21 protein-coding genes and 1 pseudogene are annotated in these 24,335 nt (G+C 36.8%); 7 read left to right on the plus strand and 15 right to left on the minus strand.

Annotated elements, in window-relative coordinates:
• Positions 1-65 precede the first annotated feature (65 nt).
• The 4 genes from DWA31_RS08770 (at position 66) to DWA31_RS08785 (ending at position 4,613) form a co-directional block, all read left to right on the plus strand.
• On the plus strand, positions 66-1,109 hold the full coding sequence (locus DWA31_RS08770) for a type IV pilus twitching motility protein PilT (RefSeq protein WP_114326217.1): 1,044 nt from the start codon (positions 66-68) through the stop codon (positions 1,107-1,109).
• Between the two features lie 48 nt (positions 1,110-1,157).
• Positions 1,158-2,285 (plus strand): PilT/PilU family type 4a pilus ATPase, encoded by a 1,128-nt coding sequence (locus DWA31_RS08775; RefSeq protein WP_114326218.1) that lies wholly within the window; start codon positions 1,158-1,160, stop codon positions 2,283-2,285.
• Between the two features lie 371 nt (positions 2,286-2,656).
• Complete coding sequence (locus DWA31_RS08780; RefSeq protein WP_114326219.1) at positions 2,657-3,337, plus strand: TIGR00153 family protein; 681 nt, start codon at positions 2,657-2,659, stop codon at positions 3,335-3,337.
• Positions 3,338-3,347: 10 nt separating this feature from the next.
• Entirely contained in the window at positions 3,348-4,613 is a 1,266-nt protein-coding gene (locus DWA31_RS08785; RefSeq protein ID WP_114326220.1) for an inorganic phosphate transporter, read from the plus strand.
• A gap of 122 nt (positions 4,614-4,735) precedes the next feature.
• Here DWA31_RS08785 and DWA31_RS08790 read toward each other — a convergent pair whose 3' ends face one another.
• Positions 4,736-5,014, minus strand: a complete 279-nt coding sequence (locus DWA31_RS08790) for a peptidylprolyl isomerase (protein ID WP_114326221.1) — start codon at positions 5,012-5,014, stop codon at positions 4,736-4,738.
• 130 nt (positions 5,015-5,144) lie between these two features.
• Between DWA31_RS08790 and DWA31_RS08795 the strand changes: the two genes are divergently transcribed.
• Positions 5,145-6,065, plus strand: coding sequence for a hydrogen peroxide-inducible genes activator (locus DWA31_RS08795; protein ID WP_114326222.1), 921 nt, complete (start codon positions 5,145-5,147; stop codon positions 6,063-6,065).
• Between the two features lie 39 nt (positions 6,066-6,104).
• On the opposite strand, the gene DWA31_RS08800 is transcribed toward DWA31_RS08795, so the two are convergent.
• The 3 genes from DWA31_RS08800 to DWA31_RS08815 form a co-directional block, all read right to left on the minus strand.
• Positions 6,105-6,458, minus strand: a complete 354-nt coding sequence (locus DWA31_RS08800; RefSeq protein ID WP_114326223.1) for a hypothetical protein — start codon at positions 6,456-6,458, stop codon at positions 6,105-6,107.
• A 238-nt stretch (positions 6,459-6,696) separates the two neighbouring features.
• A complete protein-coding gene (locus DWA31_RS08805) occupies positions 6,697-8,880 on the minus strand; it encodes a malate synthase G (protein WP_114326224.1) in 2,184 nt (727 codons plus the stop codon).
• Between the two features lie 881 nt (positions 8,881-9,761).
• Entirely contained in the window at positions 9,762-10,709 is a 948-nt protein-coding gene (locus DWA31_RS08815) for a LysR family transcriptional regulator (protein WP_114326226.1), read from the minus strand.
• Positions 10,710-11,050: 341 nt separating this feature from the next.
• Here DWA31_RS08815 and DWA31_RS08820 point away from each other — a divergent pair, with 341 nt between their 5' ends.
• Positions 11,051-12,637, plus strand: a complete 1,587-nt coding sequence (locus DWA31_RS08820; protein ID WP_114326227.1) for an isocitrate lyase — start codon at positions 11,051-11,053, stop codon at positions 12,635-12,637.
• 416 nt (positions 12,638-13,053) lie between these two features.
• Here the strand turns inward: DWA31_RS08820 and DWA31_RS08825 are convergent, their stop codons facing one another.
• From DWA31_RS08825 to rdgC, 6 genes are all read right to left on the minus strand, one after another.
• Entirely contained in the window at positions 13,054-13,833 is a 780-nt protein-coding gene (locus tag DWA31_RS08825; protein ID WP_114326228.1) for a DUF481 domain-containing protein, read from the minus strand.
• A gap of 88 nt (positions 13,834-13,921) precedes the next feature.
• Complete coding sequence (locus DWA31_RS08830) at positions 13,922-14,809, minus strand: DUF481 domain-containing protein (RefSeq protein ID WP_114326229.1); 888 nt, start codon at positions 14,807-14,809, stop codon at positions 13,922-13,924.
• Between the two features lie 308 nt (positions 14,810-15,117).
• A complete protein-coding gene (gene fba, locus DWA31_RS08835) occupies positions 15,118-16,182 on the minus strand; it encodes a class II fructose-bisphosphate aldolase (RefSeq protein ID WP_114326230.1) in 1,065 nt (354 codons plus the stop codon).
• A gap of 252 nt (positions 16,183-16,434) precedes the next feature.
• Positions 16,435-17,340 carry a fructose bisphosphate aldolase gene (locus DWA31_RS08840; protein ID WP_245942561.1) on the minus strand — a complete coding sequence of 302 codons (906 nt, stop codon included), beginning with the start codon at positions 17,338-17,340 and terminating at the stop codon, positions 16,435-16,437.
• 233 nt (positions 17,341-17,573) lie between these two features.
• On the minus strand, positions 17,574-18,749 hold the full coding sequence (locus tag DWA31_RS08845) for a phosphoglycerate kinase (protein ID WP_114326231.1): 1,176 nt from the start codon (positions 18,747-18,749) through the stop codon (positions 17,574-17,576).
• A gap of 18 nt (positions 18,750-18,767) precedes the next feature.
• Entirely contained in the window at positions 18,768-19,691 is a 924-nt protein-coding gene (gene rdgC / locus DWA31_RS08850) for a recombination-associated protein RdgC (RefSeq protein WP_114326232.1), read from the minus strand.
• 296 nt (positions 19,692-19,987) lie between these two features.
• On the opposite strand from rdgC, the gene DWA31_RS08855 reads away from it, so the two are divergent.
• Positions 19,988-20,977, plus strand: a complete 990-nt coding sequence (locus DWA31_RS08855; protein WP_114326233.1) for a porin — start codon at positions 19,988-19,990, stop codon at positions 20,975-20,977.
• Between the two features lie 302 nt (positions 20,978-21,279).
• Here DWA31_RS08855 and DWA31_RS08860 read toward each other — a convergent pair whose 3' ends face one another.
• The 5 genes and pseudogenes from DWA31_RS08860 to nirD all read right to left on the minus strand — a co-directional run bounded on the left by DWA31_RS08860 (position 21,280) and on the right by nirD (position 24,334).
• Positions 21,280-21,534: a cytochrome C oxidase subunit IV family protein gene (locus DWA31_RS08860; protein ID WP_114326234.1), complete on the minus strand. Its 255-nt coding sequence runs from the start codon at positions 21,532-21,534 to the stop codon at positions 21,280-21,282.
• Between the two features lie 8 nt (positions 21,535-21,542).
• Positions 21,543-22,160, minus strand: coding sequence for a cytochrome c oxidase subunit 3 family protein (locus DWA31_RS08865; protein ID WP_114326235.1), 618 nt, complete (start codon positions 22,158-22,160; stop codon positions 21,543-21,545).
• A 109-nt stretch (positions 22,161-22,269) separates the two neighbouring features.
• Positions 22,270-23,085 (minus strand): SDR family oxidoreductase, encoded by an 816-nt coding sequence (locus DWA31_RS08870; protein WP_114326236.1) that lies wholly within the window; start codon positions 23,083-23,085, stop codon positions 22,270-22,272.
• A gap of 604 nt (positions 23,086-23,689) precedes the next feature.
• Positions 23,690-23,923: pseudogene (locus DWA31_RS17500) on the minus strand (hypothetical protein).
• Positions 23,924-23,998: 75 nt separating this feature from the next.
• A complete protein-coding gene (gene nirD, locus DWA31_RS08880) occupies positions 23,999-24,334 on the minus strand; it encodes a nitrite reductase small subunit NirD (RefSeq protein WP_114326237.1) in 336 nt (111 codons plus the stop codon).
• Position 24,335 lies beyond the last annotated feature (1 nt).

Genomic DNA, 24,335 nt, shown 5'->3' on the forward strand with positions numbered 1-24,335 from the left:
GTAAATAATGTTGATAGATATATTTTTAACAAACAGTACTTTAACAGATAAACCGAGGATTTTTTATGGATATTACCGAACTACTCGCATTTAGTGTGCAGCATGAAGCGTCAGATTTACATTTATCAACGGGTTCACCACCATTGATTCGAGTCGATGGTGATGTGCGTAAATTGAATATCCCTGCTTTTGATGCTAAAGATGTCAACGCCTTAGTTTACGATATTATGAATGATCGCCAACGTAAAGAATATGAAGAAAACTTAGAAGTGGATTTTTCTTTTGAAGTACCAAACTTAGCACGTTTTAGGGTGAATGCTTTTAACCAAAACAGAGGTCCTGCTGCTGTATTTCGTACTATTCCAAGCAAGATTTTATCGTTAGATGATTTGGGTTGTCCTGATATTTTTCGTGACATTTCGGACACACCGCGTGGCTTAGTTTTGGTAACAGGCCCTACAGGCTCTGGTAAATCAACCACCTTAGCGGCAATGGTTGATTATATTAATGATTCTAAGAATGATCACATTTTAACCATTGAAGATCCTATTGAATTTGTGCATGAAAATAAGCAATGTTTAATTAATCAACGAGAAGTGCACCGAGATACGTTAAGTTTTTCCGCCGCATTACGTTCAGCTTTACGTGAAGATCCAGATGTTATTTTAGTGGGCGAGATGCGTGATCTAGAAACTATCCGACTTGCGATGACAGCAGCAGAAACCGGCCATTTAGTGTTCGGAACACTACATACAACCTCAGCTCCTAAAACCATTGACCGTATTATTGATGTATTTCCAGCCGCGGAAAAATCCATGGTGCGCTCTATGTTATCAGAATCTCTTCGCGCGGTTATTTCTCAAACCTTGATTAAGAAAGTAGGTGGTGGTCGAGTTGCTTCCCATGAAATTATGATTGGAACACCCGCTATTCGTAATTTAATTCGTGAGGATAAAATTGCCCAAATGTATTCAGCCATTCAAACAGGTATGTCTAATGGTATGCAAACAATGGATCAATGCTTACAAAATCTGGTTAATCGCGGCATGATCACTAAGGGTGCAGCGATGGAAAAAGCGGTAGATAAAAACCAATTTAAAAGCTTTTAATAACAATTGGTATAATACATTTTAGAACTATAAGAACAGGAATACCCAATGAATTTTCATCAGCTATTAGAAAAAATGGTGAGTGCCGAGGCATCTGATATGTTTGTTACGGCAAAGTTAGCCGTTAGCGCAAAAATTAATGGCGAATTACGTCCGATCACTGAGCATGTATTGTCAGCGGAAGAGTCGTTAGGCTTAGTTCATAATGCAATGAACGAAAAACAGATTCGTCAATTTGATGAAGAAAAAGAGTGTAATTTTGCAATATCGATTGATGGCATAGGCCGCTTTCGGATCTCAGCCTTTTGGCAGCGAGATATGGCCGGTATGGTTATCCGTCGTATTGTTACAGATATTCCTGATCTTGAGGAATTAGGTTTACCACCGATACTTAAAGATGTTGTGATGTCAAAGCGAGGTTTACTGCTCTTTGTTGGTGGTACGGGTACGGGTAAATCAACTTCGATGGCGTCTTTGATAGGTTATCGAAATCGGAATTCTCGTGGGCACATTCTAACCATTGAAGATCCGGTGGAATTTGTTCATGAGCATGCAAAGTGTATGATCACTCAGCGGGAAGTCGGTTTAGACACTGAATCATTTGATGCTGCACTTAAAAGCTCATTGCGACAAGCACCTGATGTTATTTTAATTGGTGAAATTCGTAGCCAAGAAACGATGGAGTATGCATTAAGCTTTGCCGAAACAGGGCATTTATGTATTGCTACTTTACATGCTAATAATGCAAACCAAGCGATTGACCGTATTATGCATTTAGTTCCAGCTAATCAACATGGAAAATTATTGTTTGATTTAGCGTTGAATCTGCGTGGTATTATTGCGCAGCAATTAGTGCCAACTAGGGATGGTAATGGTCGTGTTGCTGTTATAGAAGTCTTGTTAAATTCACCATACATTGCAGAGCTGATTAAAAAAGGTGAGATAGGTAGTATTAAAGACGTGATGCAAAAATCGAATGAGTTAGGTATGCAAACCTTTGACCAAGCACTCTTTAATGTATACCAACAAGGCTTAATTACTTATGCCGATGCTATTCATCATGCTGATTCACCTAATGACTTACGATTGATGATTAAATTAAGAAGTAATGATCAAAGTGGTACTGGCGGGTTGGCAGGCATTACTATCGATGGTGTTGAACCTAAATACGATTAATTTTCTATTTTTTGTTATTTACTTTAAATTCGAAAAAGGCCGTTAGTTAATTCATTATACAATCAATCAACGGCTATTTTCTCTATTATAAGGTGAGAAACTTTAAAATGATGTATAGCCCATAAACTTGTGGGTTGAGGGCTAAATTTTATTATTAAATCACGGGATTAGCGTTATTTATGAATAGATATACTCGCTACTCGCTGCTCATTTTTATCACCGTGTTTCCTTTGTAATAAAACTGTCATATAACTGTCATATAATTCTAGCCGATAAAATTCAACATCCTAGGGGAACTTACCTAGTAAAGTTAACATTACTAGATAAATACGTTATTATCCGCCCTGAAAAATAATAAACTGGAAACCATTATGGCCAGAAATTCAATAATAGGTGTATTTGCAAAGTCACCAATTAAACCATTAGAAAAACATATCAAATTGGTTGTTAAATGTAGCAATCAACTTATTCCTTTCTTTACAGCTTGTTATGAGCAAAATTGGAGTGAAGCGGCTAAAGTTCGTCGTAAATTATCCAAATTAGAACAAGATGCTGACTCATTAAAGCGTCAACTACGTTTAGAGCTACCCGGTGGGTTGTTTATGCCTGTAGACAGGGCTGATTTACTCGAGTTGCTTACTCAACAGGATAAAATAGCCAATCGTGCAAAAGATATTGCAGGGCGTGTTTTAGGTCGTAAATTAGAAATACCGACTAGTTTACAAGATCAATTTTCAAAATATTTAGAGCGTTGTATTGATGCGACCGAAAAAGCTGCCGAAGCAATCAACGAATTAGATGACTTGTTAGAAACAGGCTTTCGTGGCCGAGAAGTAGTTTTGGTTGAAAAAATGATCAACCAATTAGATGAAATAGAAGACGATACTGATGACATGCAAATTGCTTTGCGCAAAGATTTACTTGCTTTAGAACGTGAATTAAATCCGGTTGATGTAATGTTCTTATATCAAATAATTGATTGGGTTGGCGACTTAGCCGATCTAGCTGAACGTGTTGGCGCACGTTTAGAAATACTTCTTGCTAGAAAGTAGGGGTTAACTGATGGAAATTTTACTTAATTCTGGAACTACATTAGTTATTATTGCTGCTGTTGTTGGCTTGTTTATGGCGTGGGGCATTGGTGCCAATGATGTAGCCAATGCTATGGGTACTTCTGTTGGTTCAAAAGCGCTGACTATCAAGCAAGCGATTATTATCGCCATGATATTTGAATTTGCTGGTGCTTATTTAGCAGGCGGTGAAGTTACTTCAACCATTCGTAAAGGCATTATTGATGCCAGTTTCTTTATTGAATCACCTGAATTACTTGTTTTTGGTATGATTTCAGCATTATTTGCTGCTGCTACTTGGTTGCTTATTGCATCGGCACTAGGTTGGCCAGTGTCTACTACCCATTCAATTGTTGGTGCCATTGTTGGTTTTGCTGCTGTTGGCGTAAGTCCTGATGCTGTGGAATGGAGCAAAGTTACTGGTATTGTTGGTAGTTGGGTTATTACGCCAGTGATTTCTGGCGTTATTGCTTTTATTATATTTAATAGTGCGCAAAAACTTATTTTTGATACGGATAAACCATTACAACAAGCGAAACGGTGGGTACCGTTATATATGTTTTTAGCGGGTTTTGTACTGGCGTTGGTTACTATCAAAAAGGGTCTTAAGCATATAGATTTACACATTGGTACCGCCGATGGCTTTATATACTCGGTCATCACTGCAGTTTTGGTTGCTATTATCGGTAAGGTGTTTATTAATCGCCTTAAGTTTGATGAGTCAGCAGCACTTAAAACGCATTATGCCAATGTAGAAAAAGTATTTGCCGTGTTAATGATAGTAACGGCTTGTTGTATGGCATTTGCTCATGGCTCAAACGATGTTGCTAACGCGATTGGCCCACTTGCTGCGGTTGTTAGTATTGTTGATAACGGTGGACAAATAGCGGCGAAATCTACTATTGCTTGGTGGATATTACCACTAGGTGGTTTTGGTATTGTTGCTGGCTTGGCTATTTTTGGTCATAAAGTGATGGCCACTATTGGTCAGGGTATTACTCATTTAACACCAAGTCGTGGTTTTGCTGCTGAATTAGCTGCTGCTTGTACTGTTGTTATCGCCTCAGGTGCAGGTTTACCTATTTCAACCACACAAACCTTAGTTGGTGCTGTGTTGGGTGTAGGCATGGCTCGTGGTATTGCTGCTATTAACTTAGGCGTAGTACGTAACATTGTTGTATCTTGGGTGATAACTTTACCAATTGGTGCAGGGCTGTCCATATTGTTCTTCTGGATGATGCAGGCGACTTTTACCTAGATAAAAGCTTTCTCTACAAATATAAAAAAGCCGCAACGTTTGTTGCGGCTTTTCTTTTTTATTATTTGTATCTTAAACTATGTAACTTAAATTATATTACTTAAGTAAGGCTCTCTTAACCTTTAATCCCGCGCAGTTACTTCGAGTAAATGATAACCAAACTGAGTTTTTACTGGACCTTGCACTTCATTAAGTGGTGCAGAAAATACCACTTTATCAAATTCTGGAACCATTTGACCAGGACCAAATGTACCTAAATCACCGCCTTGCGCTTTTGAAGGGCAGTTTGAGTGTTCTTTGGCTACTTCGGCAAAATCTTTTCCGTCTTCTATTTCAGCTTTTAATGCTAAGCACTGTTCTTCAGTGTCTACCAATAAATGGCGTGCAGCAGCTTGTGACATAGTTTTCCCCGTTAGTTGTTATAATAATAAACTCTGCGTAACCTTATCGTATTTTCCTTTGATTTTAAAGACATCTTGATTTAAATTATTACTACATTACCGAGCTCTTAATCTAAAAAGTCGATACTCTATGAGCAGTAGCACATTCAATAATAAATTACCTAACTTAAAGCACTTAAACTACTTGTTGGCACTTGATAAATATCAGCACTTCAACAAGGCTGCAGAGGCCTGTTTTGTTAGCCAATCAACATTAAGTAGCGCAATTTTAAAATTAGAACAGCAGCTATGTTGTCAGTTACTTGAGCGAGAGCATAAGCGTTTTATTTTTACAAGCCATGGAAAACAAGTAGTGGCACTTGCACAAAAACTTTTACTTAATGCAAATGAATTCACTACATTTGCCCAACAACAAGGTTGTTATAATAGTGGAAGTGTTAATCTTGGGTGTATTCCAACGATTGCGCCATTTATACTCACCGATTTAGTACAAGCTTGTCAAAAGGACCTACCAAATATTGAGTTATATCTACGAGAAGATACTACTGATAATTTACTCTTTCAGTTGGAACAAGGCGAAATTGATTGTGCAATAGTTGCTTTTCCTATTCCAAAAAATAACTTCTTTTCTAAAAAATTAGGGCAAGATGATTTCTATATTGCTGGTGATAAAACGTTAGTGAATCGTTTTCAAGCGTCTTTAGACTATCAAAGTTTACCAGAAAAAAGTGTTTTTCTACTCAATGAAGAACATTGTTTAACTGAACATGCAGTATCAGCATGCAAACTAGCAGATGCGAGTCTTATTAATAGCTTTTCGGCTTCAAGTTTAGCGACGTTAGTTCAAATGACAGCATTTCATCACGGTGTTACTTTTTTACCCGAAATGGCAGTAAATAAAGGGGTTGGTAAGTTAGAAGGGTTGCTAATTGAGCCGATGAAAGGCGAAGTATATAGAGATATAGGTATTGTATGGCGCAAAACGAGTATGCGTGAAGCAACGTTTATGTCATTAGCAGATGTTGTTAGTAAAGCTTCATTGAGCCAATAGATAATAGCTTGAATTAATGAATTCACCACTTAGCGAAAATCAAAGGTTTAGAGGCAAGGTATCACGGGTATATGAAGGGAAACTATTATTCTTAGCGTAGATTTTTTCATCATTTGAGCGGGTAAAAAATGAAATTATCTGTTGTAGGTTTTCATTAAAAACAATTGATAGTTCAAAAAAACGATTTTTTTCACTCACAACTTTAGCTTGAGAAAAGTTTAAGCTTTCGTTCGTTTCTAGTGCTGTCAAAGTTGGTGCTAATAACGAAGAAGGCGCTATAGGATAAGATAAGCTATAAATGGTAGTAATGTTAATTACTTTATTTTTGGCACAACTAGACCAAGACATGATAGCAACCATAATTATTAACAATAGTGATAGTAGTTGTTTCATAATAGCTCTCCTATTCTAGATCTTTAGCTTCATAATTACTCTTCAAATAAGACCGATATTACCAGTAAAAGTTTCATAGGTATGACAATTTGACTTAGGTTTTGCCTATATAATATGCGTTAGAAGTAAAGGGCGTCAGAAATAAAAAAAGCAAATGACAATAACAAGGTTATTTATCATTTGCTTTCATTGTTTTTACATAAGTTAGTGTTATGTAAATAAACTATACGAAGATATGCTATTTATTGTTAGCAAGCTCTTGTTTTTTATCTAATCTACATTGATGTAATAATGGCTCAGTGTAACCACTGGGTTGTTCTGCACCAGAAAACACTAAAGCAGAGGCTGCTTTAAAGGCAATGCTATTATCAAAGTCATCACTCATCGCTTGATAGCTTGGGTCACTTGCATTTTGACCATCAACAATTTTAGCCATTTTTTCCAGGCTTGCTTGTACTTGCTCTTGGCTGCAAATGCCGTGATGTAGCCAGTTAGCCATATGTTGACTAGAAATACGTAGGGTTGCTCTATCTTCCATTAACCCGACATCATTGATATCTGGTACTTTAGAACAGCCAATACCTTGGTCTACCCAACGGACAACGTAACCTAAAATTCCTTGAGCGTTATTATCTAGTTCTTCTGTTATTTCCGTGTCACTCCAGTTGGTATCTGTTGCTAATGGAATTGTTAAGATGTCATCTAAATTAGCGCTTTCTCGTTGCATTAAGTCTTTTTGTAGTGCAAATACATCAATGCGATGGTAATGCAATGCGTGTAGTGTTGCTGCGGTTGGTGATGGAACCCAAGCAGTATTTGCTCCCGCTTCTACATGATTAATTTTGGTTGCGATCATGTTAGCCATTTGATCTGGAATAGGCCACATACCTTTACCAATTTGAGCTTTTTGACTAAATCCACAAGCTAGGCCAACATCTACATTGTTATTTTCGTAGGCGCCAATCCAAGGTGTTAACTTGATATCCGCTTTGCGTGCCATTGGGCCAGCGGCCATAGAAGTATGAATTTCATCACCAGTTCTGTCCAAAAATCCGGTGTTAATGAATACAACTCTCTCTTTTGCTGCATGGATACAATTTTTTAAATTAACACTGGTACGGCGTTCTTCATCCATAATACCCATTTTAATAGTATTACGTGGCAGTGATAATGAATCTTCAACACGGGCAAATAAAGTATCAGCAAACTGTACTTCATCAGGGCCGTGCATTTTTGGTTTAACAATATATATTGATGCTTCGTTGCTGTTGCTTAGCTCACCATTACCTTTTAAATCATGTAGGGCAAGTAGAGAAGTAATCACTGCATCCATTATTCCTTCAGGAACTTCACGTCCTTGACCGTCAATAATGGCATTATTAGTCATAAGGTGACCAACATTTCGCACGAACATCAAACTACGACCTTTAAGCTGTACTGAATCGCCTGATAATGATTGATAGCTGCGGTCTTCATTCATTTTACGGGTGAATACTTGGCCGTTTTTATGAATTTCTTCTGTCAAAGTACCTTGCATTAATCCTAACCAATTACGGTAGGCTACTACTTTATCTTCACCATCAACGGCTGCCACAGAATCTTCACAATCCATTATAGTGGTAAGTGCTGATTCAAGCAGTATGTCACTTAACGTCGACGGTTCTGATTTTCCGATAACACTGTTTGCATCAAATACTAGCTCCAGGTGTAAACCATTATGTTTAAAAGCTAAAGTATTTGGCTGATTGATAGTGCCAGTAAAACCAATAAAAGCACTACTTTCTTTTAACGAGCTTTGTTCACCATTGGCTAAACTCACCATTAATTTCTGTTCGTTCAAATGGTAGGCAACAGCGTCTTGATGGCTACCTTTAACTAATGGAATGGCTTGGTCTAAAAATTCTTTAGCATAACTAATAACTTTTGCGCCGCGTATGGGATTATAACTACCAGCTTTCTCTGCACCATTTTCACTGCTGATAACGTCAGTGCCATAAAGAGCGTCATATAAGCTACCCCAACGCGCGTTTACTGCATTTAAGGCAAAGCGAGCATTCATAATAGGCACAACGAGCTGAGGACCTGCAATGGTCGCTAGTTCGGCATCTACATTTTCTGTACTGATAGAGAAATCATCTACTACAGGTGCTAGGTAGCCGATATCAGTTAAGAATTTTTTGTAGTTGTCAAAGCTAAACTTATCGCCAAAATTATTTTTGTGCCAAGTATCTATTTGTGTTTGTAAGTCATCTCGTTTAGCAAGTAACTGTGCGTTTTCACCCGATAGGTCGTTAATGATTTTGGCAAAGCTTTGCCAAAAATGTGCTGATGTTATGCCGGTATTTGGCAGGGCTTCATTTTCAATAAAATCATGTAGATTTTGATTTATGGTTAAGCCTGCTAATTGAATTGTTTGGGTCATATTTTCCTCACTTGCCTTGCTTTTTTGGATGTAACGTACTTTGATAAAAGCTTGATGAAATTCTTCATTGCTAGAATGAAATAATTATATACCCGTGATACCTCAAAATGCGTGTTTCAGGATGCCTGAGCGATTCATGATCAAGGCGCATCTTTTTATTAAGGGTTATTCCCTTAAAAACAGATGCAACGAAGAGCATGATTTACTCAGACATCCCCGTAGGGTTGGTTTAGAAACGTTTTATTCAGCGTTATTTATTTCGACAATAGAACAACTATTATCTTCAATCAATGCCTTGCCTAAAGACGTTTCTAATTCCAACTGAATCCTGCATTTTGAAGTAACACGGGTATATATTGTCATCCTATTCAGAATAGGTATAACTAGCAATAGCGGTAAATTAATACCTACTATTAATTTTGTGAATGTTGGTTTTTTAATTATGCCTTTCTTTTATGATGAGGTTTGTTGATAGCTGAAAAATGGCAGTAAAATAGGAAATTACTTCAGTATTGAAAAGACTACTGAGCTATATATACCCGTTCCACTTGAAGATGTATGATTCAGCTGGAATTAGAAACGCCTTTAGGCAAGGCAAGGCATTGATTGAAGAGAATGGTTGTTCAGGACAATATGCTCCTGCATTGTCTTATAAGCTACATCCATGTAGCGTCACATAAAAAGGCGATAACGCCGTAAAAATGACCAACAAACGCTGTCCGAAGGATTCGGCTAAAAGCATTTTACTCATTGTTGAGTAGTATTTGCTTAGAATGACTAGGCTACATACTACTCGCCGCGATTAAAACGCTTTACTTTCTTTAAAAAAGGCGAACAAAATTTAACCGCGAAAGTTCAACAGACCCTAGTACCGCTTTTAATTATTCAGTTATTTGTACTTGTCTAGCAGCTTCAATGACTAATTGCCTAAACCAAATATGACTTGTGTCATGATGTAGTAATGGGCTCCAGATCATTTTCAACTCCATTTCAGGGATCTCAAACGGTGGTTTGATGATGATGTAACTATTATCATTTTTATGGAGCATGGCTGCTTTGGTTGGTAATGTCGCGATTAAGTTATCTTCATGAGCCAATTGCATGGCTACATGGTAATTTCGTGTGAAAACTTTAATGTCACGTTGTTTACCTATTTTTGCTAGTGATTCATCCACCCAGCCAAGTTTTTGTACATCATCCGGGTTCATTCCAACACCAACACCAAAACCTGTTTTTGATACCCACACATGTTTAGATGCTAAGTAAGCGTTTAAATTAAACTTATCAACCATGGGGTTGGCAGCACTGAGCAAGCATGAAAAGGAATCACGCCAAATAGACTTTTGATGAAACGATTGTGGTAATTCATCAAAACGGTTAATAGCCATATCTATTTTACCTGCTTCAACATCATGAAAGGTAACATCACTTGGTGTCATTATATCAATCGTAACATTTGGCGCCGTTTTGTTAAGTAACTTTAACAATTCAGGCAATAGGGTTGAAGCGGCATAATCACTTGCCATAATGCGAAAAACACGTGAACTATTTTTCTCATTAAACTCTTCTTCGCCTTGTAGTGCTTCTTCTAATTCAAGCAATATCTTTCTAATGGTCGGTGCTAAGGTTCTTGCTCTTTCTGTTGGTACCATACCGTCAGAAGTGCGTACTAAAATTGGATCATTAAACAAATTGCGTAAACGCTTCAAGCCATTACTCATTGCGGGCTGGGTAATATTAAGCTGGTTAGCCGCACGGGTAACATTTTTTTCTCTGAGTAAAACATCTAGATAAATAAGTAGGTTTAAATCAATCTTTGAAATATTCATGAGTTTAATGGCTCTCTGTAAAAACATAATTGAAATAGATATAAGCGAATTTTTTATAATATTCAATGTTTATTATTGTTCATTTTATCGTGTTAGAGAACATAAAAAATGATAATTCGTTATAACTACTTGTTTTAATTTATTTAAGAGGTGTTTTCCTTTTACTATGAAGAAGTGATATTTTCTACGTGAATGATGGTAATCATAATTATATATTTCCTAAATACATAGTGAGTAGACTATTATTTTTGTCGTCTAGTGTAACGGCATACAAAGTCAGTTACACCAACCAAGCTAATATAGCTTTTTATATACTACAAACAAAGTAAACGGAGATTGATATGTCTAATTATCAGAGTGCAATAGAAGCGGTTCAAGCGATTAAAGCAAATGCAGGTAGCTCTTGGGATCCTATAAACCCAGAATCAGTTGCTCGTATGCGTCTACAGAACAAATTCAAAACTGGTCTAGAGATTGCTCAGTACACTGCAGACATTATGCGTGCTGATATGGCTGCTTTTGATGCAGACAAGACTCAATACACACAATCTCTAGGTTGCTGGCATGGTTTTGTTGGCCAACAAAAAATGATTTCTATCAAGAAACATTTTGATGGCAAAACAGACCGTCGTTATTTATACCTTTCAGGTTGGATGGTTGCTGCACTTCGCAGTGAATTTGGTCCTCTTCCTGATCAATCTATGCACGAAAAAACTTCTGTAGCTTCTTTGGTTGCTGAGCTTTACACATTCTTACGTCAAGCTGATGCACGTGAGCTAGGCGGTCTTTTCCGTGAACTAGACGCTGCTGCAGAAGGCGACAAAGCTGCTATCCAATTTAAAATTGATAATCACGTTACTCACGTTGTGCCAATTGTTGCTGATATCGATGCTGGTTTTGGTAACGCTGAAGCGACTTACATCATGGCTAAGCAAATGATTGAAGCCGGCGCTTGTGCCCTTCAAATTGAAAACCAAGTAGCTGATGAAAAGCAATGTGGACATCAAGATGGCAAAGTAACTGTTCCTCATGCTGATTTCCATTCTAAGATTCGTGCATTACGCCATGCTTTCTTAGAGCTAGGTATCGACAACGGTCTTATCGTTGCACGTACTGACTCTGAAGGTGCTGGTCTTACTAAAGAAATCGCTGTAGTTAAAGAACCAGGTGATTCTGGCGATATCTATAACTCTTACTTAGATGTTGAAGAAATCAGCGTAGCTGACATGGAAGAAGGCGATGTATGCTTTAACCGTGACGGTAAATTAGTTCGTCCTAAGCGTTTACCTTCAGGTTTATACCAATTCCGTCAAGGTACTGGCCATGAACGTTGTGTATTTGACTGTATTGGTGCACTTAATGCAGGTGCTGATCTACTTTGGATTGAAACTGCAGTACCTACAGTACACGAAATTGCTGGCATGATGGATGACGTTCGTAAAGTTCACCCAGATGCGAAACTTGTTTATAACAACTCTCCATCTTTTAACTGGACACTTAACTTCCGTCAACAAGCATATGATGCAATGGTTGAAGCGGGTCAAGATGTATCTGCATACGTTCGTGCTGACTTAATGAAAGCAGAATATGATGCAACTGAATTGTCTGCAACTGCTGATGAGCGCATTCGTACTTTCCAAGCAGATACTGCTCGTGAAGCAAACGTATTCCATCACTTAATCACTCTACCTACTTACCACACTACTGCGTTGTCTGTAGACAACTTAGCTAAAGAGTACTTCGGTGAGCAAGGTATGTTAGGTTACGTTAAGAAAGTTCAGCGTGAAGAAATCCGTCAAGGTATCGCATGTGTTAAACATCAAAACATGTCTGGTTCAGACATGGGTGATGATCATAAAGAATACTTTGCTGGTGAAAATGCTCTTAAAGCAGGCGGCGCGAAAAACACTTCTAACCAGTTTAACTAATCACTAACTTGTTAAGAATTATGTAGAGCTTGTAAAAAGTTCAATATAAATAAAAAGCTAGAGTTTTTAAAACTCTAGCTTTTTTGTTTTACAAGTTTGTCAAAAGTAGCCTTCAGTATGGATTTGATCAGCAATAAGTTAGGATTAATTATTATTAAAACTTGATTCATTAATCAATGATATAAATCGATGGTATGAACAGGCTGGCCGTGGTGAGTTTGTTATAATTCACCAAGCAGTACCTTTAAAGCAGTAACATAATATTATACCAATTGAAGTAATGAATTGACTCATTCATTATTTCATTTGGTATTAGGCATACTTTCATTTGAATAAAAGACGATAATCAGTAGGGGGATACCACTGTTATTATCAATACTTTTAATTTGAGAATAATAGTGGTATTTATGAATAGACTAGAAATTATAGATTAAAGTCATTGAAGTTTCTGTATTTGTATTTTCAAATTCAGGCTCAACTTCAGTGTCATAATTTATACGTAAAGCAAATTTTAGTTGTAGAGAGTCAATTAACTGAGCGGTAACAGAAGATTCAGATTTATAAATACTGTTTTCACCTGATTCAGTCGCTTGCTTAGCAACAAGGTATTGTTTAAATTCAACATGTTCATTGAACTTATGTGTATAAAGAGCCTGTGCTTGTATGATTAAGCTGGTGCTGCTTGATGATGAGTCTGTATCAGTTGCACGGGTAACATCATATTTTACACCGGGACCTATATCAGCAAAAAACGATGAGGTTTCAGTTTCATACCAGTGGCGACCCCAACCAGCAGAAAAAGAACTTTGTGATTCAAAACCACTGAATTTATCTTGTTCATAAGCAAGGTTACCGTAAAGGTAGTTTTTACCTTCTTCACCTATGGTGTAGTTGGTTTGGGTAAGTATATCCCACTTATTATCAGTCGTTTCAAACTCTTCATTACCATCAGCATCTTCTTTTTCTAGTTTTTTAGCGAGAATATTAAAAGCAACTACAGATCTCCACTTATCCTTTTCATGCTTCAGATTAAAACCAGCTTTAATATCTGCACTTTTTGTGTTGCCTGTTTTATATAAAAAGCCTAATTCAGCTGATGCAGTATATTCTGATTTTTTTTCTGTGTCTTCCGCTGATACTGCGTATGACACTAGTGGTAATAAGCATAAAGCTGTTAGTGTGTAGTTACGAACCATGATATTCCCTTGTTATTTTTAATATGTTTAATATGTCAAATCAAAGAAATTATAACACCTGATATTTTAATATTAAATATCAGGTTGATTAAAAACTATAAACTAACGTTACGGCGGTTTGAGTATCTAAGTTTTTCTTGTCATCTTCGATGTCAGTATTGTAGTTAACAGTAAAAGTAAACTTTAGCTGCAATGTTGAAATAAGTTTAGTTGTGATAGAGGTTTCCCCCTTATAAATACTATTCTCACCTGTTTTTATTGCTTGCTTGACACTAACATATTGTTTTAATTCGACATGCTCGCCGAGTTTTCTTATATACAGCGCTTGGGCCTGTATAATCCATGACGCTATTGTGTGTGTTGGCTCTTTATCGGTTACTTTAAGTTGATCGCGCTTATAGCCAGGGCCAATATCACCCCAAAGTGAGGCTTCATTAGTTCTATACCAATGCCTACCCCAGCCAGTAGAAACTGAGCTTTGATTGATAAAACCACTAAAGTCATTTTCTTCATACCAAACATTACCGTAGATGTAATGCTTCTCGCTACTGTCTAAGCTGTAATTAGTTTGCGAAGCTATTGTCCATTTTTTGTCAGTGGTCTTAAAGTGTGAATCACCCGTATCTTTATCAGCCACATCAGCTTTTTTGATGAGTAAATCTATGTTTATCAAGCTTAACCAACGGCTTTGCTCAAAACGTAAATCAATACCCGTTTTTATATCAGCACTTTGAGTATTACCGGTTTTGTATAAAAAACCTAGTTCAGCAGAACCAATCAGCATCGGCTTGATGTTAACCGCATTTGTTTGTACTGGGTTTTCAAGACTAGATAAAATATCGGCAGCAGTTGCTTTCGAGAGAGAGTTTGTTTGATTTATTGAAACCTGTTTATTCTCATCTTGAGAGTAACTTCCTTGTGCATAAGCAGTAACAGATAATAGGAAAAATGATGTTAGTACTAAAAAACGACACATTTTATTCTCAATTTTCACACAAAATAATTTAACTAAGACTGTAAAGTAATCGTAGTTAATAAAAATAATAGATTTATAAGCGAGGTGTTATAAAGGCTATGGGTAAATCACAATTCTAAAGCAGAGTATTATAAATAAATTGACTTTATTTTAAAGAGAATTTTTGTATGAAAGTAAAAAGAAAAGAACCACCTATTATTACAAAAAATCTAGATGGTTTGAATATGTTTAGCTATATAGCCGTTCCACTTGATTATGAATCTCTCAGACTTGCTGAAACGATCATCTTCAAGTGGAGCGGGTATCGATTACTTGATTAGCGCATTTAGTTTACCTGCTTGATAAAGATCAAACATAGTATCAAGGCTAATGGGTTTTATTTTACTGGCATTACCTGCAGTATTAAACGCTTCATAACGGGCAACACAAATATCAGACATTGCTTTGGTTGTTTCAGCTAAAAATTTACGAGGATCAAATTCACTTGGGTTTTGTGCTAGAAAGCGTCTGGTAGCGCCAGTTGAGGCTAGTCGTAAATCAGTATCAATATTAACTTTACGAACACCGTTTTTGATGCCTTCTTGAATTTGTTCAACAGGTACGCCATAAGTTTCTGGGATATTACCACCAAATTCATTAATAATAGCTAACCATTCTTGTGGAACAGACGATGAGCCATGCATAACTAAATGCGTATTAGGAATACGTTGATGTATTGCTTTAATACGATCAATGGCTAAAATATCATCTGTTGGTGGGCGAGTAAATTTATAAGCACCGTGTGAAGTACCACAGGCAATAGCTAACGCATCTACTTGCGTTTTTTGCACAAAATCAGCAGCTTCTTCAGGGTTTGTTAGCATTTGTTCCATCGTTAATTTACCTACGGCACCAATACCATCTTCTTCACCGGCTTCACCTGTTTCTAACGAACCTAAGCAGCCTAATTCTCCTTCCACAGACACGCCACAAGCATGTGCCATTTCAACGGTTTTACGCGTTACGTCAACATTATAATCATAACTACTTGGCGTTTTACCATCGCTCATTAAGGAGCCATCCATCATTACAGATGAGAATCCTAATTGAATTGAGCGCTGACATACGCTTGGTGAAGTACCGTGATCTTGATGCATTACCACCGGAATGTGAGGAAACTCTTCAATGGCGGCTAAAATTAAATGGCGTAAAAATGGTGCTCCAGCATACTTACGAGCGCCTGCAGAGCCTTGAAGAATAACAGGGCTATCAGTTTTATCTGCTGCAATCATAATTGCGCGCACTTGCTCTAAGTTATTTACATTAAATGCTGGGATTCCATATCCAAACTCTGCAGCATGATCAAGCATTTGACGCATTGAAATTAAAGCCATTGGTTACTCCTAGGGTAGTCAATTAAAGGTTATGTTTTCTATTTTAGTGGCGAAATTATATCAGAGTTTAACTGCTTCGGGCATAGAAAGTTGTGGTTTTGAAGGTTCGATGGGGAATGTTAGCATTTTGTACTAAACTTACAAAAAAAACTTATAAAAAAGCGTTGTTTCCATAAGGTTTTTGTTTTTATGTGTGAAAGTTAACCACACTCATTCGCATAGTTCATTCTGCTTTAAGGCGTTTTATTTTCCTTAAGATTTAGATGCAGTAAATATACTTGCTATGGCACTATCTAATGTTATGTTAAATTCATTATTTGATTGTTTCGCAGATAGTCCTTCAGTGAGGGCGCGAGAGAAGCTCGCTACCATAGCATGATTTGAGTGAAGTTTTTTATTTGCTTGTGTTCTGGTGTAACCACCTGATAAAGCTGCAACTTTTATAATGTTTTTATGATTAATACAATCAGTATAAAAATTATTTGAATCAGGCAGTGTGAGTTTTAACATGACATTCTGCCCATTAGATAATGCATCTAATTCATCAAGCAATGCTGACTTAAGTAATACTTCAGCTGCAGACTTTTCAGGACTATTAATATCAATTTCAGGTTCAATTATTGGTATTAACCCCTTTGCTAAAATTTGTTTTGCAATGGTGAATTGTTGCGCAACAATATCATTAATACCTTGTTGGTTGGCTAATTTGATAACTGAGCGCATTTTAGTGCCAAAGACATCTTGCGTAACTGCTTTGTCTAGTAATGTATTCAGCGTTGGTAACGCTTTCATTAACTGCACACCATTATTCTCTTCGCAAAGACCTTTATCAACCTTTAAAAATGGTACTATATTTTTGTCTTGCCATAGATATTGTGCGGCATTTTTACCTTCAAACTCTCTATCTAAGGTATTTTCAAATAAAATAGCACCTAAAATTCGTGTGCCGTGGAAAGCAGCGTTAGTGACTATACGTGTGCGCATTTTGTGTACTAAGTCATACATCTGTTCATCATTGCTAAAGCTAGATTCTTCTATGCCATATAAAGCGAGTGCTTTTGGTGTACTACCGCCGCTTTGGTCTAAGGCGGCAATAAAACCATCTTGATTGGTAATTTTTATTAGCATTTTTGCAAAAGCATCAGGCGTTAAAGTCATGAAGATCTCCTTGAGTAAAGCGGCTAAATTAAATCGGTTAACGTTCAGGAAGTTTGGGTGGAAGAACAACTCATATTTTTCAGTATAGTGTTATTTCTATTATTTTATTATTTTTTATTAAAAAATATCACCTCAAGATACGGCAACGCGTATTTTGAGGTGCTTTAGGTTTATAACCGAGCAAAAATAACTGTTTTGTTATTTTTGCTTGTTAGGCTTTTATAAACTCCAAACTATTTACTTGCTCTTTGTTCTAAAATTTCAACAGCAGGTAATTTCTTGCCTTCTAAGAACTCTAAAAAAGCACCACCACCAGTGGAAATATACGATACTTTATCTTTAATATCATATTTATCAACAGCAGCTAAGGTATCGCCGCCGCCAGCAATTGAAAAAGCCGTACTGTCAGCAATAGCATGAGAAATAACCTCAGTACCTTTGGCAAAGGCGTCCATTTCAAATACGCCTACAGGGCCATTCCATAATATAGTGCCAGCTGTTTTAATTATTTCAGCCACTTTATTTGCTGTTTCTGGACCATAATCAATAATGTCATCAAGAGCATCAACTTCAGAAGCTGATTTTATTGTGGTGGCAGAATCATGTTTCCAGTCGCTAAACCCATCTCGGGTTACCGTAACGTCATCAGCAAAGATTACTTGGGTTTGCGCGCATAAACGTTGTGCTTCTGGAATTAAATCGGCTTCATATAATGATTTACCTACTTCATGGCCAGCTGCAGCTACAAACGTATTTGAAATACCACCACCAACAACAATAATGTCTGCAATCTTCGATAATGAATCTAATACGGTAAGCTTAGTTGACACTTTTGAACCACCAACAATCGCGACAAGAGGGCGGGCTGGATTGTCTAACGCTTTACCTAAAGCATTTAATTCACCGGTTAATAATGGGCCAGCACAAGCGGTAGGGGCAAATTTAGCCACGCCGTGCGTACTGGCTTGGGCGCGATGAGCTGTACCGAAAGCATCCATTACAAAAATATCGCAAAGGGCTGCTAGTTGTTTTGCTAACGCGTCATCATTTTTCTTTTCGCCTTGATTAAAACGAACATTTTCAAATATAACTAATTCACCAGCAGCAACTTCAACGCCAGATAAGTAATCGTTTACTAGGCGTACAGGGTAATTAAGCGCTGCAGCTAGATAATCAGCAACAGGCTGAAGAGAATAATCAGTATTATATTCACCTTCTGTTGGACGACCAAGGTGTGACATTACCATAACCTTTGCGCCCGCTTCTAATGCGAGTTTCATTGTCGGTAAGGCTGCTAGTAAACGTGCATCTGAGGTGATTTTACCTTCTTGCACAGGTACATTTAAATCTTCACGTATAAGAACACGTTGTCCGGCTAAATTTAGATCTGTCATGTTGATAATTGACATTTTTAATACTCCAAAAGTTTAATCTTTTTCTAATAGATCAGTGGTTTTTAATGAAAACTCAGCTAATAAGTCATGAATAAAGCGGTTTAATTCACCGGCCATCAAGGCGAAATCAGCATCTAATTTTGCAACAATATCATCTGCGTCAATATCATCATTTTGTTCTTGAATAACATCAAAAAATTTAATGCGTTTAATGGCTAAATCTTCACAAAGAATAAAAGACAATGATTCATCCCATTCCATTGCGGCTTTAACCATGTATTTGTCGGCATCTAAATGAGATTTAATTTCATCGCTATCAAGATCTTGGTTTTTTACTCTGATGACTGCACCATCATCGCCCATGGCGTTAAATTCAGCTTCCATACCTAAGGTAAATTTTGGCCCTAAATTTTTCTTAATTAACCAGTCTGTCATGGTTTCATCTGCAGCAACATCGGGCTCTAAACTAGTTACGGGTAATGTTCCGAGTACTTTTCTTAGTAGCGCGAGTAAATCTTCTGCTTTACCACGAGAGCTTGAATTGATGACGATAATATTGTCTTTTGGACTAATATAAGCATGCGTATCTGAAATACGTGAGAAAGCGCGTGGTAATAACTCGAAAGTAATATCTTCTTTAAATTGCTCTTTTTCTTTTTTCGTTGCGCCACGACCTTGCTCTAGTTCAAGTAAATTGACTTTTTCTTCAACCATATCTTTGATCACAGAGGCAGGTAACATTTTTTCTTCTTTACGAGCGCAAATTAAAAAATTGTCGTTGGCACAATGAACACTTGAATCTCCGTGTTTTCCTAGGGCATTTACCCAACCAAAATGCGCTAATTCAGTAGAGCCACAGGGGGTAAAAAGATGTTCGCAAAGGTGTTTTTCTAATGTTTCCTCTGACCATTCAAAAGGTCGAGTGAAAGCGAAAAAGTATAGGTTCTTAAACCACATAAATTGCATCCTAGGCATTAATAGCTTTTGTAAGCTGTTTTTAAAAAAGCCATGATACCTGAAAAGTGTATACTCAAACAACTTCAATCAACGTAGAAAGACATACTTATGACATGTTATTTAGAGGTTTGCTGCTAGCGTATATTTTGAATCGTTAGCGATATATTTTTTTATTTTGTCATATTCATGTAATAAAAAAATAATAGCATAGCAATCAGTCAGACACTTTAGAACTTGTTATTAATTGAATATAACAAAAACACTTTATTTATAAAAATATTAAAAGGCTTTAAAACATGAAATTAGTTAAAAATACTATTGCATTAGCAATATGCTCAAGTCTAGCATTACCCGCGTTTGCAGCAGATAAGCTTGACGAAGCAGTAGACTTCTACGGCAAACTTAATATTAGCTTGCAAGCATCAGAAGAAAAAGGTGAATCTTTTAATGAATTACAAAGTAATGCTTCTCGTGTAGGTGTGAAAGGTAAATATAAACTTGATACAGATTATGATTTAACTGCTATTTATAAACTTGAATGGCAAGTCAATGTTAACGATGATTCTAAAGAAAACTTAACTGCTCGTAACCAATGGGTTGGTTTACAAGGTGGTTTTGGTGAAGTAACTTTAGGTCGCTCTGATACAACGTTAAAAGTGTCTCAAGGTAAGTTTGATTTATTCAATGATTACGAAGGTGATTTGAAGCACTTATTTATTGGTGAGAACCGTGTTACTGACTCATTAACTTATAAATCTCCGAGCTTTAATAATGTTAAGTTTTTAGCAAGTTATATTCTTTCTGAAGATAGCGATCTAGATGACCCATTCTCAATTGCTGTACAATTTGGTGATGGTAAATTAAAGAAAACTGATTTTTTCTTATCACTTGCCCATGATCAAAACATGCAAGGTAAAAGTGCAATATATGAGACTACACGCTTAGTGGGTATGTATCAGCTAGGTGATTTACGTCTTGGTGCTATTTTAACTGAGAGTGAAATTTCTGAAGTTTTTGATGCTGCTAATGCGGCGTTTATTGGTAAAAGCGAAAATGGCTATGCTGTAAATGCTTCATATAAAATAGGCAAAGTATTAGCTAAAGTTCAATATCAAGAGTTTGCCGGCGCAGATGCGATTAATATTGGTGCAGACTATAAGTTAGGAAAAAATACTAAAGTGTTTGCTTGGTACACAGACAGAGAAGGACTTAGCTTTGATGGCCAAACCATTAAAAAAGCCACCGAAGGTACTTATTTTGCTATAGGTATGGAACAAAAGTTCTAGACTATGTTTGATTGCCACAAAGCACCACTCGTTAAGTTTGGTGCTTTTTCTTTTTAAAAATATTATTTATTCTAAACACTTTAATACTACCATGATTGTAACTATTCACCTATCGTCACTCCCGAGGTCTTTAAATCGGGAGTCTAGAATTTTAAACACTGAGATTCCAGCTTCAGCTTTGTAGTTCCAGACCAAAGCTAGACCCTACGTCCTGTAGGCAAAGACACAACTGGAATGACGGGAATACTAGGTATGGTGAATAGATACCCATGATTTTATTAAACGCTTGGAATTTATAGTGTTTAGTAAAATGCACTTAATATAATCAGTGATGGAAAGATGGTAAAATAGAGCTTCATTAAAAAACGTAAATTTTTGTTGGCTCCTTTTAATTCCATAAAATGATCGATCACCATAAATCCCTTATAGGTAACGGTAAGCGCTATTAAGATAGTGACCAATGTTGTTGAGGCAAACTGTTCACCCAAAAAAGTATTGAACAAGGTGATCGCTATCAACGCTAATAAGTAATACTCTAATTTTCCGACGTGTTTCATTATAATCCCTACCTCAGTACATATAATAATGGAAAAATAAGGATCCACATTAAATCTATCATGTGCCAATACACTGCCAAGGCCTCTAAACCAGAATTTTCTTTCGATGAGTAAGCACCACTTCTTAATCTAAATATCACCCATAAAATAGCGCATGAAGCCCAGCCAACATGAAGAAAGTGATTAAACGTCATATAATAATAGACAGTAAAAAATTCACTGGTACTGGGGCCAAACCCTTGTAAGTCATTCCAATAAAACTCCCATGTTTTTATAATTAAATATAAACAGCCACAAAAAAAAGCTAACCATAAATAGCGTTCACATTTAGACTTATTATCAAGGCGAATATTGGCCATCGCTTTAGCCATAAAATAGCTGCTAGTTAACAGAATAATAGTATTGGTTACGCCTAACGAGGTATGTAAACTTTGTGGTCCTTGAGTAAACACCTCAGGGTAATAGAACTTAGCAATAAAATAGGCGACAAAGAAAATACCAAACTCAGTGAGTTCAGATAATATGCCAACCCAAATAGGGATGTTTCCAGGAATTCTTCCGGCATGTTCTTCACTCCATGATTTAGGAAATATACCGAGCGAACTATTGATTGGGTTATTTTTCATATTCTTTTGAGTTTCTTTTGTACAGTACTTAGTTAACTTATAGCCACTTAATTACTCATTTTGAAGTGGCTATAACTGATTTTATGCTTAAAAAATAGACCGATTTTATTTATATACCGAAAGTATCTTTAACTTTAATTTCAAAATCTTCATCAGATAACGCTTTTCTTAATGGTACGAAGGTTGTTGCTTCACCGCCAACAGGAATAGCAATTAATGAATTTTCATTTTCAATGATAGCTTTAACGGCATCGGCAATAGGTTGAGGATTTGGGCCTTCGTTGATTGCTTTAGCGACAATAGGAACAAAATGTGCAACTAAGTCTTTATAAGGTGAATCTTCACTGGTTGTGGCTGAGTTGGCAACCAAGCCTTTTTTAACAAAGTTAGTGCCAAACAATCCCGACTGAATGGAGTGAACTCGCACATTGTAGGGCGCCATTTCAAACCGAATCGAGTCAACAAACCCTTCAACCGCATATTTACTTGCGTTGTAATGAGAAAGAAGTGGTAGACCCATTTTCCCAAGAAATGAACTAATATTGATAATTACGCCAGCTTGAGCCTTGCGCATATAAGGAAGAACCGCTCTGGTCATTTTCATTAATCCAAAAACGTTTACATCAAACTGCTTAAAAATTTCTTCATCAGTAACTTCCTCTGCCGTTGATACTAAGCCAAAACCTGCATTATTTACCAATACATCAATTTTACTATGTTGGGCAATTATAGCGTTAACGGCCGTCTCCATAGAGTCAGTATCAGTCACATCAAGGTAAATATTATTAACCCCTGATATTTCTGGTGTTTTAAGGCTTTTGTCACGTGTGCCGGCATAAACGGTATAGCCATTTTCATTTAAATAACGAGCGGTAACTTCACCCATTCCTGAACTTGCACCAGTGATAAGTACTACTTCTTTCATTTAAGTTTCACTCTTTTTATTACAATAATAGTAATTATGTTACGGAGTTAAACTTTTTAGCAATGAATGAGATCATGTTTTGCTTCATTAATCGGCTTTTAAATAAAGGAATACGAAGCGGATCAATAAATATACCCAAATGAACTTAAAAAGCGGATTTTAGGACAACTGAGCGAGCCATATACAAGGCACATCTTTTTATTAATGGTTGCTCCCTTAAAAAAGGATGCAACGAAGTAGATGGTTTGCTCAGTTGTCCCCGTAGGGTTGGTTTAGAAACGTTTTATGCTTCGTTATTGATTTGATAAGGACGCTACAAGGATGTAGCTTATTAGAGAATGCAGGAGCATATTCTCCTGAGTAACCATTCTTTTCAATCAATGCCTTGCCTAAAGACGTTTCTAATTCCAACTAAAACCTGCACTTTGAATTCACTTGGGTATAAGTCCGTTTAGTATGACTTCTAGTATTGGACTTATTTCGTATTTCTTCTGTCGCAGTTAGAAAAATGGGGAATACTATCAACGAAAATCCCAGCGTAGTCACCTAAGCTGGGATTTTTTTAAAGAAACAATCATGTTAAATAATTAGGGGCTATTGACCTTTAGATATTATTTTTGCAGCTGTTTGTTGGGTATTTATACAAGACAGAGCCTTTGTCATGTGGTTTTTCAGGACAATATGCTCCTGCATTGTCTTATAAGCTACATCCATGTAGCGTCACATAAAAAGGCGATAACGCCGTAAAAAGGACCAACAAACGCTGTCCGAAGGATTCGGCTAAAAGCGTTTTACTCTTTGTTGAGTAGGATTTGCTTAGAGTGACTAGGCTACACACTACTCGCCGCGATTAAAACGCTTTGCTTCCTTGAAAAAAGGCGAACAAAATTTAACCGCGAAAGATCAACAGACCCTAACCGAATATTTCTAATTTTCCGTCAGTAACACGTGTTTCATAGGTTTTAATGGCAAATGTATCATCATCTAAACATACACCAGAATTTAAAACAAAACGTTGTTTTAATAAGGGTGACGCAACATAAATATCACCTTTAGTTTCGCCAATTAAACCGCGATATAAAACGTTCGCTTTACCAAAAGGGTCAAAGTTAGAAACAGCATAAACTGTGTCGTTGCCTACTTGGAATAAGGCAACTTGCTCTTCGTTTGCTAATAAGGCACAAACACCTGAGTTTTTCACTAAATCACTTGTTGGGCAGATGGTTTGCCACGTATTTTCTGTTGTCATT

The sequence above is a fragment of the Candidatus Colwellia aromaticivorans genome, from assembly GCF_003333305.1.
Taxonomy (GTDB): Bacteria; Pseudomonadota; Gammaproteobacteria; order Enterobacterales; family Alteromonadaceae; genus Colwellia; species Colwellia aromaticivorans.